This is a genomic window from Candidatus Poriferisodalis sp. (assembly GCF_965208895.1).
In the GTDB taxonomy this organism is placed as follows: domain Bacteria; phylum Actinomycetota; class Acidimicrobiia; order Acidimicrobiales; family Poriferisodalaceae; genus Poriferisodalis.
In genome coordinates this window covers 3,058,398-3,074,840 of sequence record NZ_OZ242363.1, presented here as the reverse complement: position 1 = coordinate 3,074,840, position 16,443 = coordinate 3,058,398, and the positions used below count along the sequence as shown (strand labels likewise).

Annotated in this window: 15 protein-coding genes and 1 pseudogene; 8 read left to right on the top strand and 8 right to left on the bottom strand. The window is 67.4% G+C overall.

Going from position 1 to position 16,443, the window contains the following annotated elements:
* Window positions 1–36 precede the first annotated feature (36 nt).
* Together ACOGJB_RS13850 and ACOGJB_RS13845 are read right to left on the bottom strand one after the other, a co-directional pair.
* Complete coding sequence (locus tag ACOGJB_RS13850) at window positions 37–1,500, bottom strand: sulfatase-like hydrolase/transferase (protein ID WP_419837683.1); 1,464 nt, start codon at window positions 1,498–1,500, stop codon at window positions 37–39.
* A 6-nt stretch (window positions 1,501–1,506) separates the two neighbouring features.
* Window positions 1,507–2,448, bottom strand: coding sequence for a Gfo/Idh/MocA family oxidoreductase (locus ACOGJB_RS13845; RefSeq protein ID WP_419837682.1), 942 nt, complete (start codon window positions 2,446–2,448; stop codon window positions 1,507–1,509).
* A 70-nt stretch (window positions 2,449–2,518) separates the two neighbouring features.
* Here ACOGJB_RS13845 and ACOGJB_RS13840 point away from each other — a divergent pair.
* The 4 genes and pseudogenes from ACOGJB_RS13840 to ACOGJB_RS13825 form a co-directional block, all read left to right on the top strand.
* A pseudogene (locus ACOGJB_RS13840) lies at window positions 2,519–2,617 on the top strand (GntR family transcriptional regulator); the annotation flags it as partial.
* Window positions 2,618–2,619: 2 nt separating this feature from the next.
* Window positions 2,620–3,258 carry a GntR family transcriptional regulator gene (locus ACOGJB_RS13835; RefSeq protein WP_419837681.1) on the top strand — a complete coding sequence of 213 codons (639 nt, stop codon included), beginning with the start codon at window positions 2,620–2,622 and terminating at the stop codon, window positions 3,256–3,258.
* A 44-nt stretch (window positions 3,259–3,302) separates the two neighbouring features.
* Complete coding sequence (gene ligA, locus ACOGJB_RS13830) at window positions 3,303–3,701, top strand: protocatechuate 4,5-dioxygenase subunit alpha (RefSeq protein WP_419837680.1); 399 nt, start codon at window positions 3,303–3,305, stop codon at window positions 3,699–3,701.
* Window positions 3,698–4,555 (top strand): class III extradiol dioxygenase subunit beta, encoded by an 858-nt coding sequence (locus tag ACOGJB_RS13825; RefSeq protein ID WP_419837679.1) that lies wholly within the window; start codon window positions 3,698–3,700, stop codon window positions 4,553–4,555. The genes ligA and ACOGJB_RS13825 overlap by 4 nt, the downstream gene beginning before the upstream one ends.
* Here the strand turns inward: ACOGJB_RS13825 and ACOGJB_RS13820 are convergent.
* Window positions 4,536–5,489 carry an MBL fold metallo-hydrolase gene (locus ACOGJB_RS13820; RefSeq protein ID WP_419837678.1) on the bottom strand — a complete coding sequence of 318 codons (954 nt, stop codon included), beginning with the start codon at window positions 5,487–5,489 and terminating at the stop codon, window positions 4,536–4,538. The genes ACOGJB_RS13825 and ACOGJB_RS13820 overlap by 20 nt on opposite strands.
* A gap of 148 nt (window positions 5,490–5,637) precedes the next feature.
* On the bottom strand, window positions 5,638–7,326 hold the full coding sequence (locus ACOGJB_RS13815) for an amidohydrolase (protein ID WP_419837677.1): 1,689 nt from the start codon (window positions 7,324–7,326) through the stop codon (window positions 5,638–5,640).
* A 23-nt stretch (window positions 7,327–7,349) separates the two neighbouring features.
* On the opposite strand from ACOGJB_RS13815, the gene ACOGJB_RS13810 reads away from it, so the two are divergent.
* Window positions 7,350–8,096, top strand: coding sequence for an SDR family NAD(P)-dependent oxidoreductase (locus ACOGJB_RS13810; RefSeq protein WP_419837676.1), 747 nt, complete (start codon window positions 7,350–7,352; stop codon window positions 8,094–8,096).
* Window positions 8,097–8,178: 82 nt separating this feature from the next.
* On the opposite strand, the gene ACOGJB_RS13805 is transcribed toward ACOGJB_RS13810, so the two are convergent.
* From ACOGJB_RS13805 to ACOGJB_RS13790, 4 genes are read right to left on the bottom strand one after another with little or no spacing between them, the layout of a single operon-like run.
* Window positions 8,179–9,999 (bottom strand): aryl-sulfate sulfotransferase, encoded by a 1,821-nt coding sequence (locus tag ACOGJB_RS13805; protein WP_419837675.1) that lies wholly within the window; start codon window positions 9,997–9,999, stop codon window positions 8,179–8,181.
* Window positions 9,996–11,216, bottom strand: a complete 1,221-nt coding sequence (locus ACOGJB_RS13800) for an FGGY-family carbohydrate kinase (RefSeq protein WP_419837674.1) — start codon at window positions 11,214–11,216, stop codon at window positions 9,996–9,998. The genes ACOGJB_RS13805 and ACOGJB_RS13800 overlap by 4 nt, the downstream gene beginning before the upstream one ends.
* On the bottom strand, window positions 11,217–12,314 hold the full coding sequence (locus ACOGJB_RS13795) for a zinc-binding dehydrogenase (protein ID WP_419837673.1): 1,098 nt from the start codon (window positions 12,312–12,314) through the stop codon (window positions 11,217–11,219). It lies immediately after the preceding gene.
* Window position 12,315: 1 nt separating this feature from the next.
* Window positions 12,316–13,305: a hypothetical protein gene (locus tag ACOGJB_RS13790; protein ID WP_419837672.1), complete on the bottom strand. Its 990-nt coding sequence runs from the start codon at window positions 13,303–13,305 to the stop codon at window positions 12,316–12,318.
* Window positions 13,306–13,372: 67 nt separating this feature from the next.
* Here ACOGJB_RS13790 and ACOGJB_RS13785 point away from each other — a divergent pair, with 67 nt between their 5' ends.
* The 3 genes from ACOGJB_RS13785 to ACOGJB_RS13775 all read left to right on the top strand — a co-directional run bounded on the left by ACOGJB_RS13785 (window position 13,373) and on the right by ACOGJB_RS13775 (window position 16,378).
* Window positions 13,373–14,125 carry an SDR family NAD(P)-dependent oxidoreductase gene (locus ACOGJB_RS13785; protein WP_419837671.1) on the top strand — a complete coding sequence of 251 codons (753 nt, stop codon included), beginning with the start codon at window positions 13,373–13,375 and terminating at the stop codon, window positions 14,123–14,125.
* Window positions 14,122–14,682 carry a carboxymuconolactone decarboxylase family protein gene (locus ACOGJB_RS13780; protein WP_419837670.1) on the top strand — a complete coding sequence of 187 codons (561 nt, stop codon included), beginning with the start codon at window positions 14,122–14,124 and terminating at the stop codon, window positions 14,680–14,682. The genes ACOGJB_RS13785 and ACOGJB_RS13780 overlap by 4 nt, the downstream gene beginning before the upstream one ends.
* A 127-nt stretch (window positions 14,683–14,809) precedes the next feature.
* A complete protein-coding gene (locus tag ACOGJB_RS13775; protein WP_419837669.1) occupies window positions 14,810–16,378 on the top strand; it encodes a sulfatase in 1,569 nt (522 codons plus the stop codon).
* Window positions 16,379–16,443 lie beyond the last annotated feature (65 nt).

The following is a 16,443-nucleotide window of genomic DNA, read 5'->3' as shown; positions in this document are numbered from 1 at the left end:
GAATCTGACCAAGGACTGACCGCTCCCAGCGCCGCGTCAGGGTCCGTCGGGGTCGACGATCGCCATGATCGCGGGCGAGGGAACCGACCATCCCTTCGCCAGCGTGCCGTACGCCGTGCGCTTCGGCGCCCGACCGGCAGGAGGGGGCTCGGCTGCGGCAAGTTGCTCCGCCTGGCCGGCACGGATTCGGAGATCGGTCGCTTCGGGGTCGAGTATCGAGTGCAGCTCGGCGTCGAGGTCTGCAGCGATGTCGGGTTCGGCGTCGACGCGGTCGTCGAGTTCGTGCGGATCGGCGACGAGATCGAAGAGTTGTGGTCGGGTGCCGGCGGCCATGTGCGCGACGTACTTCCACCGGTCGCGCCGAATCAGGTACGACGCGGCCGTCGAACTGGGGCCGTGGTATTCGGAGAAGGCGATTCGATCCGCAGCGACGTCTCGCAGCGACGCGCCGGGCAGTTCGGCGTCGGCATCGATCGCGGGAAGCCCCATCACGTCGACGGCCGTGGGGTACACATCGACGAGCGAGACCGCGGCGCCTTCGACCGCATCGCGACCCACGCCGGGGCCGATGATGAGCATCGGCACCCGGGCCGAGGCGTCGTACATGAGGCTCTTCATCGCGAAGCCGTGACCGCCGAGCATGTCGCCGTGGTCTGAGGTGTAGATCACGACGGTGTCGTCGGCCGCACCCGACCCGTCGAGCGCGGCCAACACCTCGCCGACCTGGTGGTCGACGAACTGCACCATCGCCGTGTAGACCCACCGCAGCTGACGCAGCTCGTCTTCGGTGAACGGCTCGGCGTCGATGCCCATCATGCGGCGGTGCTCGTCGAGCTCCCGATTGTGCGGCCAGTCCTCGGGGCGCCAGGCCGGCGGCAAGGGTACGTCAACGTCGTCGGCCGGCAATGAGTCGGCTGGCGCCCGGAATGGGTAGTGCGGGTAGGCGAACGACACATGCGCGAACCACGGCGTGTCGCAGGGTGCGTCGGTGGTCAACCAGCGGCAGGCGGCCTGCGTGGTGTGGCGGTCGTAGAGCTCGTATTCGGACACGCCCACACCCGCATCGCGGACGTGGTCCGGCATGATCGAGCTGGGTGGGGCGTTCCCGCGCGCCCAGCCGACGCGAGCACCCAGGTAGCCGCGCTTCGCCTGCAGGGGCAGGTAGGCATCGAATCCCGAGTCGGTTTCGTCGTCGAAGTGGAGCTTGCCGAACGTGACGGCGGGTCGAGCATTGGCGCGGAGCCGATGGCCGAGGCTCTCGGCCTGTTCACGCTGGTACGGCGCGCCGTTGTCGTATGCGCCGATCGCCGAGCTGTACCGCCCGGTCGCCAGCGACGCCCGAGCCGGCATGCAGATCGGACTGTTGGTGTACGCGGCGCTGAACGTGATGCCGGCCTCGGCGAGCGCGTCGAGGTTGGGCGTGCGGGCCAGCGGATCGCCCGCGTAGCCGGTGACGAACGGATTGTGCTGATCACTCGTGATCAGCAGCAGATTCGGCACCGCGACTCAGCCCTGTAGCTGCTGTTCGAGCTTGTGCAGCCACTCATAACAGCTCATGACCTGCCGGACCGAGCTGTTGGGTTCCCGGCCCTCGCGGATCGCCGCGATGAACTCGCGGTCCTGGAGCTCGATGCCGTTCATCGAGACATCGACCTGCGAGACGTCGATCGGTTCCTCTCGGCCATCGACCAGGTCGTCGTAGCGGGCGATGTAGGTGCCGGTGTCGCCGATGTAGCGGAAGAACGTGCCGAGCGGACCGTCGTTGTTGAACGAGAGCGAGAGCGTGAGGATCGCGCCGCTTGCGGTCTTCATCTGGATCGACATGTCCATAGCGATGCCGAGGTCGCGATGGTGCGGACCTTCGAGCACATTGGCCGCGACGATCGGTTCGCCGGCCTGATATACGAACAGGTCGACGGTGTGCGCGGCGTGGTGCCAGAGCAGGTGGTCGGTCCACGACCGAGGTTCACCCAGCGCGTTGGTGTTGGTGCGCCGGAAGAAGTATGTCTGCACGTCCATCTGCTGGATGTTGAACTCGCCCGCCGTGATCTTGTTGTGAACCCACTGATGCGACGGGTTGAACCGTCGGGTGTGACCGACCATCGCAACCAGGCCCGCCTGCTCCTGGTTGGCCAACACGGCCTGCGCATCGGCGAGTGAGTCGGCCAACGGGATCTCAACCTCGACGTGCTTGCCCGCGTCCATGCACTGGATCGCCTGCGCGGCGTGCATCTGCGTCGGCGTGGCGAGGATCACGGCGTCGACCTCGTCAATCGCCAGCGCCTCAGCCAGATCGGTCCCATGATGGGGGATTCGATACTCGGCAGCGACCGCCGCTGCGTCGGCGACAGGGTCGATCACCGAGACCACTTCGACGTCATCGATGTTCTTGAGCCCGTCAAGGTGCTTGCGGCCGAATGCCCCGGCCCCCGCAAGTGCGATCCTCATGGCTGTGATCCTCGCACCTTGTCCCTCCGAATGTCGACAATCTTGTTGACATTCGCCAAGATTGGCCAATGGCGAGCTGCTCGACCTTGTCGCCGCGTACGCCCTCGACGAAGCCGTGCGCAACCGTATCCTCGTCGACAATCCTCAGGTCCTCTATACCTTCTCCTGAAGATGAGTAACGCCGACACCATCACCGACGCCCTGCGCCACGACATCCTCAAAGGCCGCTTCGAACCCGGCGACCGGCTGCTCGAGGTCTCGTTGGCCGAGCAGTACTCGGTCGGCCGCGCCGCGATCCGCTCCGCATTGGTCGAGCTGACGTCGGAGGGCCTGGTCGTGCGCGAGGCAAACCGCGGGGCAACGGTCCGGCGCATCTCGATCCGCGAGGCGATCCAGATCACCGAAGCCCGCTCGGTCCTCGAGTCGCTGATCGCTGCCCAAGCCGCGCGCCACGCAACCGCGGCCGACCACGCCGACCTGCAGCAGATCATCGCCGACATGGAAGCGGCCACGAACAGCGTCCAAGGCCACGCCTACTCCGAACTCAACGCGGTCCTGCACCGCCGCCTCCGCGAGATGAGCGGCCACGAGGTCGCTTCGCAGCTCGTGGCCAACCTCCGAGACCGCGCCGCTCACCACCAGTACCGGCTCGCCCTGATGCCGGGGCGGTCAGGCGAGTCGCTCGGTGAGCATCGAGCCATCGTCCAAGCAGTCGTCGCCCGCGACGAGGACGCCGCGGCGCAAGCGATGCACGACCACCTCTCCTCGGTGATCGAGGTGCTGTCGCGCTGGGGTGACACCCAGGGCTAGCCCGACTCTCCGATTCGGGGACAGACGCAACGGAGGTCCGTCAGATGGCGATCGAGAAGCCGTATCTCGACATTCCCGGCACGACCGTGTTCGATGCCGACCAAGCCCGACTCGGCTACCACCTCAACCAGATGGCCCAATCGCTCATGCACGCCGAGAACCGCGATCGGTTCATGGCCGACGAGCGGGCCTACCTCGACGAGTGGGACATGACCGAAGACCAGAAGCAGGCGGTCCTCGATCGCGACTTCAACCGCATCCTCGAGCTCGGCGGCAACATCTACTTCGTGGCCAAGATCGGCGCGACCGAAGGCAAGAGCTATGTCGAGATCGTGTCGTCGATGACCGACAAGGACGCGGCCGGCCACGCCGAGATGATGGTCAACGGCGGTCGCAGCATCGAAGGCAACCGCTACCTCCACGAGTGGGAGGACCGAGCATGAGCGCTCGCATCACCGCCGGCCTGTTCATGTCGCACGTACCGGCCATCGGCGCGGCGGTCGACAAGGGCCTCACCGAAGAGCCCTACTGGCAGCCCCTCTTCGAAGGTCTGAAGACCTCGCGTCAGTGGATCGCCGACAACCCGACCGACGTCGTGATCCTCGTCTACAACGACCACGGCAACGCCTTCTCGATGGAGATGATCCCGACGTTCGCGCTGGGCATGGCCGCCTCGTACCAGCCCACCGACGAAGGCTGGGGACCACGCCCGGTCCCGATCGTCGAAGGCCATCCGGAACTCTCGGCACACCTCGCACAATCGGTGATCCCGGCCGGCTTCGACCTCACGCTCGTGAACGAGATGACCGTCGATCACGGCCTCACCGTGCCCCTCTCGATGATGTACGACCAGCCCGCCGCCTGGCCGACCAAGGTCGTGCCCCTGGCCATCAACGTCATCCAGCACCCCGCCCCGACCGGCCGCCGTTGCCTCGAACTCGGCAAAGCGATCCGAGCCGCGGTCGAGACCTTCGACGACGACCTCAACGTCCAGATCTGGGGCACCGGCGGCATGAGCCACCAGCTACAGGGCGCCCGCGCCGGCCTGATCAACCCCGAATGGGACCACGCCTTCCTCGAGCGCATGATCAACGACCCCGAAGGCATGGCCGACGTCCCCAACGTCGACTACTTGCGCGAGGCGGGCTCCGAAGGCGTCGAGCTCGTCATGTGGCTCACCGCTCGCGGCGCGCTCGCCGACCTCAACGGCGGCCCGGCGCCCACCGAGGCGCACCGCCTGTACCACGTACCTGCCAGCAACACCGCCGTGGGGCATCTCATCCTCGAAAACGCTTGACCCGATGACCGGTATCGAGATCGTTCTCGTCATCGCGCTCCTGGGCGGGGTCGCCGATCTCGGTCACGGACGGCATGCCAGCGTCGCCGACCGGAACCGAGGCGAGGTCGTCCGCCACGATGATCTCGCCGTCGTAGCCACCCGAGCGCACCTCGTCGATGTAGGCCTGCTTGCCGGCTTCGTCGCGCGGCGCCGGGATGAGATGGGTGAGGATCAGGGTCGGCACGCCGAGCTCGGCGGCCTGCACCCCGATCAGCGGGCAATCGGCGTGATAGTCCATCACGTAGTGTCGGTGAGGCGGCAGCTGGCTCATCGCGCTGAACCGCATCGCTTCGTACACGAGCACGTCGACTCCGCGGGCGAGTTCGACGACCTCGTCGCAGACTCGGGTGTCGCCAGTGATCGCAACCGACCCGTCGGGGGTGTCTACGCGATAGCCGACCGAATCGGGGCAGGGCTCGTGGCGGACCTGCATGGACGAGACCACGACGTCGCCCCGCCGCCACACCTCGGTGAGCTGACCCGGCACCGGGAAGGTCTCGATCTGGAGCGCAGGCCGGGAGTTTCGTCGGGCGTGCAACGCACGGACCTCGATGTCGGCGTCCCATCCGTCGAGGACCGTCGCCACATAGTCGCCGGCCGGTCCGGCGGGTGCCACCAGCGTCAGGGGTGGCGAGTCGTCGGTTCGATCCATCGTCCAGTACGTGAGCACGAGATCGGCGAGCCCGGTCAGGTGATCGCTGTGGTGGTGGGTGATGAACACCGCAGTGAGGTCGGGGATCCAGAGATTGGTGCCGGTGAGCCGCAGGACGGTCGAACGGCCCACGTCGAACTGCATGGTGATGTCGTCGTAGCGGACGAGCGCCCCGGGGCCGGCTCGATGCGGGTCGGGAATCGGGCTGCCAGTGCCAGTGATGGTAACGGACGTTGCCATCTCGCTATTCAAGCAGCTCGGGCCGGCGGCTCGGATCTCGGCCAGCTAGTCGAGGTTCGGCGTGAGACCGTGTGTCGCGCCGCCGAAGCCGACGTGGGCGGCGTTGAGCTGGGCGGCGACCAGGATGAGTACCAGCTTCGGTGCCAAGTCAGAGCTCCCCGTGCACCACGAGGCCGTCGACCATGGTGAGCGACACGGCCGTATCGGCGAACGTGTGCGGGTCGTCGGTCGAGAGCCGGGCGTCGACGACGCACAGGTCGGCGACCTTCCGCACCTCGATCGTGCCCTTCCACTTCTCGGCCGCGTCCTGCCAAGCGCCGGCCTCGGTGTAGGACCGCAGCGTCTCATCGACCGTGAGCCGCTGCTCGGCGCCGTACACCTCGCCGTCGGGCGTCTCGCGCAGCACGGCGCTGGCAACGCCGTGGCGCCAGTTCGGGGCGCAGATCGGTGCGTCAGACGAGGAAGCCACGAGCGCTCCACTGTCGACCATCGATCGCAGTGGCCATTGCCACTCGCTGAGCTCGCGCCCGAACAGTGCCTCGATCGCGCGCGTGGAGGTCGACTTGAGCGACGGCTGCACGTTGAAGCCGACGCCGAGGGCACCCGCCCGCTGGACGACTTCCGGCCGCGCCATCGGCCCGTGGATGACGTAGTGCCGAGGATCGGCTCGGGGCACCGCTGCGAGCGCGGCCGCGAAACCGTCGATGACGGCGTCGGCAGTGCGGTCGCCGGTGGCATGAACGCCGACCTGCAGCCCCCGGTCGTGACCTTCTCGGATCAGGAGATGGAGCTCTTCGATGCGGTCGTCGTCGGTGTCGCCGCCGACGGTGAGGCACCCGTGGCTCCCATCGGGGTACGGCGCCGACATCCATGCGGTGCAACTCGGGGGGACGCCATCGGCGAAGATCTTCAGACCGCGAACCGCGAACCAGCGCTCGTCGGTCTCGGGCCGCTGCCAAGCCGCGAGGCCCTCCCGGGTCGGGTCGATGAGCGAGCTCCCCACCGGGCTGAATGTGAGCAGTACGTTCGTGCGCATCGGCACGTCGTGACGGCCGCAGATGCGCTGGAGCAGTTCGTAGACCGCGGCACTGCCGAGGGGATTGTCGTAGCCCGACTGGGGGCTGAGCGCGGCGTCGGTGATCGACGTGACGCCGTTGCGATGGAGCTCCGCCATCGCGGCCCGCACCGCGGCTTCGAGTTCGGCGGGCGTTGGCGGCGGGACGTGGTGATCGATCAGCTGACGAGCACCGTCGACGAACAAGCCGGTGAAGTCACCGGCTCCGTCGCGTCGGGCGAGGCCACCGGTCGGCACGACCGACTGCCGGGTGATGCCTGCCGCGGCCATCGCCGCCGAGTTGACCCAGACCGCATGGCCGCTGAAGTCGGTGAGCGCGACCGGGTTGACCGGGGACACCTCATCGAGCAACGCGGCCGACGGCTCAGCGCCGGGAAGATCCGAAAGCGCATGACCCGACCATCCGTGGCCGCGGATCCAAGCGCCCGGTTCGACCTCCTCGACACGATCAGCGATCGCGTCACGGACTGAACGCACCGTCGGGCGTGCCGCGGGCGAGACGTCGATCGACAGGGGCGGGAGGCTCCGGCCGTACATCCCGACATGGAGATGCCCGTCGTTGATCCCCGGCACCAGCGTGCGGCCATCGAGGTCGACAACATGCGTGTTGGGGCCAACTGCGCCGAGCACGGCGTCGCCACCGGCACCGGTAATCGTGTTGCCCGTGACGGCGACGACATCGACCGGTGCACCGTCTGGCGCGCCTGCACCCAGTACGAGCCCGTTGTGGAAAACGACATCGGCGGGCTGCTGAACGCCCATGAGGCGGAGATTAGGTTCCGGGCATGGATATCGCAGGGAAGAACGTCGTCATCACCGGTGGAGCATCGGGGATCGGCCGCGGGATGTGCGAACGGTTTGCGTCGATGGGCGCGAACGTAGTGGTGAGCGACATCAACGCCGACGGCGCCGCCGAGGTGGCCGCGGCGATCGGTGGCACGGCCATCGCCTGCGATGTGGCCGACCCCGCATCGGTCGAGGCCTTGATCGCCGGCGCCGTCGAGGCGATGGGGCACATCGACATGTTCTTCGCCAACGCCGGTATCGGCGCCGGCGGAGGCATCGACACCGACGACAAGATGTGGGATCTGTCGATGAGCATCAACGCCATGGGCCCTGCGTACGCAGCCCGGGCCGTGGTTCCCCACCTCGCAGAGCGGAACGGGGCGTTCGTCATCACTGCGTCGGTGGCCGGACTCGTCACCGGCCCGGTCAGCTTCAACTACGCGGTGAGCAAGCATGCGGCCGTCGGCGTTGCGGAGTGGCTGGCGATCAACCACGGTCACGAGATCCACGTCGCTGCCATCTGCCCGACGGTGGTCGACACCCCGATGATCGCCGAGTTCGGCGGGGCGCTCATGGAGCCGTTGTCGGTCGACCACGTCGTCGACGCTGTTGTCGCGGGCATCGCAGCCGAGACGTTCCTCATCCTGCCGGGCGAGGGCGGCGACCAGATGTTGAAGGCGAAGCTCAACGACTACGACGGCTTCCTCGCCAACCTCAACCAGCGGGTCACCGCAGGCGCGGGCTGAGTCACCTTGACGACACAAGAGGAAGCGCCAACCGACGGATACACCCTCGGAAGGGTCGCCACCGGCCTGACAGCGGTGGCGATCATCGACCCGAGATGCCCAGACAAGCGAGTCCGGGATGGTCGGCGTCGATCGGAACGGCGCGGAAGACCCGGCCCGCGCCACCCGGGCGCAGGTCCATGACGGTCTCACCCTCAGGGGTGACCTCGCGCAGTTGCTTGTTGAAACCGAGCGCGGTGACGGTGTTGCCGTTGGGCAAGCGCGCCGCGCCCGACATGAATGGCGAGAACCAGCCGTTCGAGCCGTCCGCGTTGTAGGACCACACGATCTCGGCGGCATTGAGCGGATCGTCGAGATCCCACGTCCACGCCCCCTCGTCATCGACGGGCATCGACAGCTCGAGGATCTCAGAGTGCCCGTCGCCGAACTGGAGGCGCTTCGGATGAGGCGCAGGAAGGTCACCGGCCGAACGTGCGCCGTTGTTGAAGACCAGCACGTTGCCCGCGCCGGGGCGGCCGGGCGGAATCCAACCGATGTCGTGTTGCCAGTCGAAGGTTTTCACCGGTCCGCCCTTGTGCGCCTGCTGGTTGCCGCAGCGGTACAGCAGATCGCCGGCTGGGCCCGCAGCTTCCTCGGTGGTGGTGGCGTGGTCGATGATCCAGAGCTCGCCGTGCATTGCCGAGCTCAGCAAGATCTGGTCACGCGCTGGGTCGTAGCTGACCGAGTTGACGTGCATGACCTGGCCCATGTTGAACCGGTAGTTCTCGTACCGCGTGTAGTTCAGATCGATCTTGCGGCAACCGGGCCCGATCTCGCCGTAGAAGGGCTTGTCGGCGTCGGCGTCTTGCACGAGATGGTCGATCGAGTGCCATTCCCAGACCACCCGCGTTTCGCCGGTCTCGAGATTCGGTTCGAGTTCGAGGATCGACTCCGTCCACCAGCGGGTGAGGTCGGGTGGCCGCAGGAGGACCTCACGATCCTGTTCGATCCATCCGAGGTCGACCGCCTCGTCGAAGGTGCGGCCGTCGTACATGGTGACGAGGATGTTGCCGTTTGGCATCGGATCGAACGAGTGATGCAGGACCCGCCGACCGGGTTCGAACAGCTCCCACTGCCACACGACCGTGCCGTCGGGCTCCTCGATCGAGACGATGCCGTGGGCGCCGACCGGGAACGCGAGCGTGTCGAGCCAGATGCCCGGGCAACTCGTGCGGATCAGCAGGCCGTCGTCGCGCAGCCGGGCGCTCACCGTCTCGGACGCATGGTTGCGAGCCGGCCACCGATGCACCCGCTCACCCTGGGAGTCGAGGAGGTAGAGATCGCGAGCGACCCACACGTCCATGGCGTTGGCGTGCTCCTGAACGAGGTGAAACGAGGGATCTTGCCGAGGGTCGGTGCCCGGCAGGACCTCACCGGTGTCTTCGAGCACGTACGACCGCAGCGTGTCTTGGTTCGCCAGGAAGTGGGCTGGGCCATCGAACCAGTTCTGGCGGACCGCATTGCCCCCCATGCCGTTGTCGGCGGGGGTCAGGTGACCCTTGCCGAGCCGGTCGAGCCGTCGCAGCCGGGCGGGCGCGTCGGCGATGTCGGCCGCGGTGATGACGCCGTCACCGTCGAGATCGAGGATGCGGTAGATCGCGCTCGTGCGACCACCCCCGGGGTAACGGAACGGGCCACCGCATTCGTCTTCGGAGAGTTGGCCGTCGCCATCGAGGTCGAGAGCGAGCAGCGACTCGGTAGCCCGGTCGATCTCGTCGGCGGAGATGATGCCGTCGCCATCGAGGTCGAGGGCCCGCAAGAGCGTGCCCACGCGGTGAGCCTGGTCGGCCTGAACCGCTTTGGCCTCGTCGTGGCTGAGGCCATGGGAGTAGCCACGGGAGTAGCCATCGAAGCAGACAGTCATACGGCCTCCAGAGCACGGCGGGCGAGGATCGCCGCGCCGAGCGCCGTCGCTTCGGTCTCGGGCGCGACGGTGATCGGGCGCCCGCCGATCGCTTGCTTACGTTCGATCAGCCGGTGGTTCCGGGACCCGCCACCAGTGGCGATGTGGCGAACGTCGGCGGCTCCAGCGGCGTCGAGCAGTTCGGCGATCCTCGCTTGGCCGTCGACGGCCACCGACTCGATGACCGCGTCGGCCTCAGGCGTGGCAAGGAACGCATCCCAATCGAGCCCCGAGTCTTCGCGGGCTTGATCGATGCGGCCGCCGCCCGGCGCCAAGCCGGTCATGGCGTAGGTGCGCCCCGGTTCGACGTGGGCACCTTGGGCGATGCCCGCCGCCGCCAGACGATCGGTGTCGTCGACGCCGTCGGTGACCAGGAAAAACGCCTCGGCCGTGCCGATCGAGTCGAGCAACATGCCCGGCTCGGTCACGTCGAGCGCCAGGGCGGCACAGACGTGATCTTGCCCACCGGCGCTGACCGGGATGCCGGCCGGAAGGCCGGTCGATGCAGCCGCCTCGGGGGTCACCGTCCCGACCCGCTGCCCGCTCTCGATCAGCGGCGCCAGCATCGTGGGATCGAGGCCTGCAGCATCGATCAGCTCGTCGGACCAAGTCCGCGCCGCCAGGTCGAAGAGCATCGTTCTTGACGCGAGCGAATAGTCGGTGGCCATCACGCCGCTCAAGCGATGCGTGGCCCAATCGGCCATGTTCAGCCAGTGCTGGCCCGCAGCCCACGCATCAGGGAGGTGCGCCTTCGTCCACAGCATCTTGGCGGCGGCGAACACCGGCCGGGGCTGGACTGCTGCGATCGCTTGGGTGCGCTCCGCCCCCACGTGCTCGCGCCACCAGGCGGCTTGGGGCTCGGTGCGTGCATCGAACCACGCGATGACCGGGGCAACCGACTGGCCCGCGCCATCGACGAGCACGCCCGACTCGCCCATCGAGGCCACCGCGATTGCGGCCGCGACATGGCCGGACACCGCGAGCTGCTGCGTGACTCCCTGGAGGACAGAACACGCAGCAGCCCACAGTTCTTCGGCGCGGTACTCGGCGCCGCCGGCGGGCACGTGGTTGGTCGGCGTCGGCACCGTGGTGAGTGCGAGCTGCCGATCGTGTTCATCGAACGCGGCCGCCTTGATCCCCGTGGTACCGAGATCGAGTCCGATGAACGCGTCGGCCATCTACAAACCCGGCGCGAGGGTGACCTTGATGGAGTCGGCCCCGCGGGCGGTCAGTTCCAGCGCGGTGTCGATCTCGGAGAACGGCAGGCGGTGGGAGATGATGCGTTCCATCGGCAACGCCCCCGCGGCGATCATCTCGATCGCTCGGGGGTAGGTGTACGGGCCGAGATGGGCACCGAGAACGTCGAGTTCCTTGCGGTCGCCGATGATCGACCACTCGGTGGTGACCTTCTCCTTGAACACGCCGAAGACCACGAACGTGCCGAGCTTGCGGAGCATCCGGAGCCCTTGGTCGACGGCGGATGGATGGCCTGACGCTTCGAGGAAGACGTCGCACCCGTACCCCTCGGTGAGGCCGCGAACCTCGTCGATGATGTCGACCTCGCCAGGGTTGATCGTGAGATCGGCGCCGCACGCCCTCGCCAGCTCGAGCCGGTCGGGGTGGAGGTCACTGGCGATCAACAACCCGGGGTTCGCCTGTCGTGCCGCGGCGATCATCCCGAGCCCGATCGGCCCGCAGCCGCCGACCACCACCGTGTCGCCTTTCTGGATGTTGCCGCGATCGACGGCGTGGATCGCACACGCGAGCGGCTCGATGAACACGGCGTGGTCGATCGAGACGGAGTCGGGCACCTTGTGGTTGATGGCGTTGGCCGGGAACACCATGTAGTCGGCCATCGCTCCCTGGGCGTGCTGGCGAAACCCGTAGATCTCGGTGTTCTGACACATCCAGTACTGCCCCCGGTTGCAGAACCGGCAATCCCAACACGGCGTGATCTGCTCGCTGACCGCGACATCCCCGAGCGCCAACCCGTGCTTGTTGGCGGCGCCTTCTCCGAGGCCCACAACGGTGCCGACGAACTCGTGACCGGGCACAACAGGTGGTTGAACGAAGCCGGGCATGCCGTCGCCGGGCCAGTAACCGAACGCCCCCTTCCAGCAGGCGACGTCGCTGGCGCACAGTCCGGCCGAATGGACAGCCAACAGGACCTCACCCGGGCCGGCCGTCGGCACCGGCTTGTGGTCGTGGCGATAGTCGTGCGGACCATGACAGATCACGCACTCCATCGAGCCCGGCAGATGGTCGAGCTGTTCCACGTCAGCTTCCCAGCAGCTCGGGGGTCTCGATCGCGAGATCGTCCTCGAGCGACCGGGACGGCGTGATGCCGGCCGCGGTGAGGCGTCCGTGGTACTCGCGAGTGGCGTCTTCGGGCGAGAGCTCGTCGTCGGCGACTCGCCGGAGAAGCTCGCAAAACAAGATCGGCGAGTCGGCGACCTTGATGCGACGGCCGAACAGCGCCACCCGTCCCCCGGATCGCTTCACGTCGCGCACAAGCGTGAACGAGTCGTTGGCCGTGCTGGGCGGGCCCCCGAGCACGCCGACGACGACGTCGATCCCGGTCACGAGGTCTTCGAGCGCGTGGGGACCGTTGTAGGCGACCTTCAGGAACTCGGGCCGGCTCGCTCGCGGAACGCCCGCAAGCATGCGTGCGATGCAGTCGTTCACATAGTCGCCGACCGGCCCGTCGATGCCCGGGTCCGCGACGTTGGGGTTGAAGACCTCGACGAAGTGCCGGAACCCCTCCTGCGCAGCCTCAGCCCGGAAGTCGCGGTACCGAAGGAGCGATCGTTCGTCGGCCTCGAGATCGTTGTTGAACGTGATCGACCACAGCCCGAGCGGCACGTCGACCGCCTGGTCCGGCTCGGGATGGAGCGTGCCGTACATGGCTTCGCGCACCGTCGTGGTTGCGAAGGGACGGGATGGCTGCGTGCTGTACGAACCGCCTCGCACCATCCAGATGTCGGTGGTGTCGTTGGCCCGGATCGCCGGCGTTACCGGCGACTCGCGGAACAGGCCGCGATCGCGAGCGAGGTGGGCCATCGTCGAAACCGATGCGAGCAGGATGTCGATGTGCCCGGCTTCGGTGATGGCGGCCATCTCGTCTCGCCAGACCGCCGGGTCGATCCCCTGCCCGATGGTCGGGCGCAGGCCGCCGCCCATGTCGGGGTCAGCGGCGTAGCAGATGATGAAGTCGCCTCCATCGGGCCGTGCGGCGAGCGCATCGAGCTTGGCGTCCAGCGTCTTCACAGACTCCGTTCTAGCCGATCATCACGATCGTTACTAGTGTGCGAAAGACGGAGGAGAGGGGTCGACGATGCGATTCGAGGGCAAGTCAGCGCTGATCACCGGCGGCACGATGGGTATCGGTCTCGAAGCGGCGCTCCGGCTCGCCTCCGAAGGCGCATCGGTTGCCATCACCGGACGACGGGCCGAGGCGGGCGTGGCCGCGGTGGCCGAGATCGAGGCCGCGGGCGGCACGGCATGCTTCGTCCCGGGCGACGTCGCCATCGCCGCTGACGTCGAGCGCATGGTGGCCCAAACGCTCGACGCCTTCGGCCGGCTCGACGTCGCCGTCAACAACGCGGGCATCGGCGGGCAGAAGACCCGAGCCCACGAGATGGACGAGACCTACTTTCGCGAGGTGATCGACATCGACCTCACGGGCGTCTGGCTCTCGATGAAGTACGAGATTCCGCCGATGCTCGCGCAGGGCGGCGGCAGCATCATCAACATCTCGTCGATCGCAGGGATCAAGGGCGGCACGGTGGCCGGCAGTGCGTACCACGCCGCCAAGCACGGCGTCGTCGGTCTGACCAAGGTCGCGGCGGCCGAGTACGCCGCCGACCAGATCCGCGTCAACTGCTTGTGCCCTGGCCTGGTCGAGACCCCGCTCGCGGCGAAGTCGTTCGCCGATCCGGTCCTGCGGGCTGAGGTCAAGGCCAAGATTCCGATGGGCCGGCTGGGTATGCCGGCCGACATCGCATCAGCGATTGCCTACCTCGCGTCCGACGAGGCCGACTGGGTCACGGGAATCGCAACCCCCATCGACGGCGGGATGATGCTGTGAGCGACGCATCCGAGCGACTCGCTGCGCCGCGGGTGCCGCTGCTCGCTCCCGACGAGTTCAACGAAGAACAGCGCTCGCTCACCACCGACGAGCAACGACACGTCAACCTCTTCCAGCTAGTCGCCCAACACCCGGAGGCCCATCGGCGGCTCAAGGCGACCGGGTCCTTCGCCAACTTCGAAACGCAGCTCCCGGTCCGCGATCGCGAGCTGATGATTCTGCGAATGGCGTGGCTCTATCAGTCGGAGTTTGAATGGAGCCAGCACGCGCAGCCCGCCCTCGATGCGGGTCTGACCGACGACGACCTCGCCCGGGTGAAGGTCGGCTCCGAGGCCGACGGCTGGGACGACTGGGATCGCACGGTTCTGCGCACGATCGACGGGCTCGTGTCGGACTGCATGATCCCGACGCCGGTGTGGGACGCGCTTTGCGAGCGCTACTCGACCGAGATGATGCTCGAACTCGTCATCTTCTTCGGGCACTACACCCTGGTCACGACGCTCGCCAACGTCTTCGGGCTCGGCGTCAACCCAGGCAAGCCCGGGTTCGACGCATGAGAGGGTCCGCCTCAGAGGCTGAGCCGATAGGCGAAGCCGTGGCCCGAGCGGCCCGTGAGCGCAGCGAACAAGAGCGGGAAACAATCGGTGCCGCAACGGGAAAGCCCGCCAATTCGTGCAGCCTCTCATGACCGACCGGCCGAGTTTCGTGCTCTTCATGACCGACCAGCAGCGGGCCGACTGGCTCGGCTGTGCCGGCCACCCTGTCCTTGAGACACCGAACATCGACGCCATCGCGGCGAGCGGCACCCGGTTCGTCAACGGCTTCGTCGCGCACCCGATCTGCATGCCGAACCGGGCGTCGCTGCTCACGTGCCGGATGCCGAGCGTCAATGGTGTTCGCCACAACGGCCTGTCGCTGCCGCTCGACAGCAACACGTTCGTCGACTGCCTGCGCCGGGCCGGGTACGCCACGGGACTCATCGGCAAGGGGCATCACCAGCCATTCAGCGACATGAGCGCGCGGATGCAGCGGGGCGAGTGGGACACCGACCCCCACACCGAGGCCCGACTCGTACCACCCGGGACGGTGTACCGGGACGAGAACGCCGACCGCTGGGCCGCCGACCCCAACCACGACATCGAGCTCCCCTACTACGGCTTCGACCACTTCGACCATGTGTCGCGCCACGGCGATGGATCCGGCGGCGGTCATGAGCGCTGGCTGCGCGAGCACCTCGGAGAATACGAACGGCTCATCGGCCCCGAGAACCAGTTGCCCCACGACTTCGTCCGACCCGACGCGATCCGGACCGCACTTCCCGAAGAGGCTTACTCGACCGCTTGGATCCGCGACCGGGCCGTTGAGTTCATCGAGGCGCACACCGAGAGCGACCAACCGTTCTTCTTGATGGTGTCGTTCCCCGACCCACACCACCCGTTCACACCGCCGGGCAAGTACTGGGACATGTACTCACCCGACGACATGTCGCTCCCCGCCAGCTTCGTTGGCATGGAGGGCGGCACCCCGCTCTACGAGATGTTCCGCAACCGCCGACCCGAGCCTGGCGCGTTCCGCGGCGCGCTCGAATGTGTCGACGAACGCGAGGCGACCGAAGCGATGGCGCTCACTGCCGGAATGATGGCGATGGTCGACGACGCCATCGGCATGATCCGCGGCGCGATCGGGGCGTCGGCCCAGGCCGACGAGACGGTGCAGATCTACACCAGCGATCACGGCGACATGATGGGCGACCATGGATTGATGCTGAAGGGGCCGGTCAACCTCGACGGCATCCTCAAGGTCCCGTTCCTGTGGAGCGACCCCCAGCGCCCCTCGGTGGCAACGTCCGACGCGCTGGTGTCAACCATCGACATCGGCGCAACCGTCCTCGCCCGGGCGGGGGCGAGGGGCTTCAACGGCATCCAGGGCATCGATCTCACCGACGCGCTGGCGACCGGTTCGCCAGTCCGCGACCAGCTTCTCGTCGAACACGATGGCCACGTGCCGATCCCGGTCACGGGCGACCAGTGGCCGCCGCGCATCCGCACGCTCGTCACGCCCGAATGGAAGATGTCGGTGTACCTCGATCAGGACTGGGGCGAGCTCTTCAACCGCGGCGACGACCCGCACGAGATGCGCAATCTCTGGGACGATCCATCAACCCGCGACGTCCGCGCCGAACTGACGTGGCTGCTGAGTCAGGAGCTCATCCGCACCGTCGACCGGAGCCCGCTCCCGATCGTGCTGGGCTGAGAGGCCGCGCGGATAGGTGAACCTTCCCGTTGACGCACCGATTGTCTCCCGCTCTTGTTCGCTGT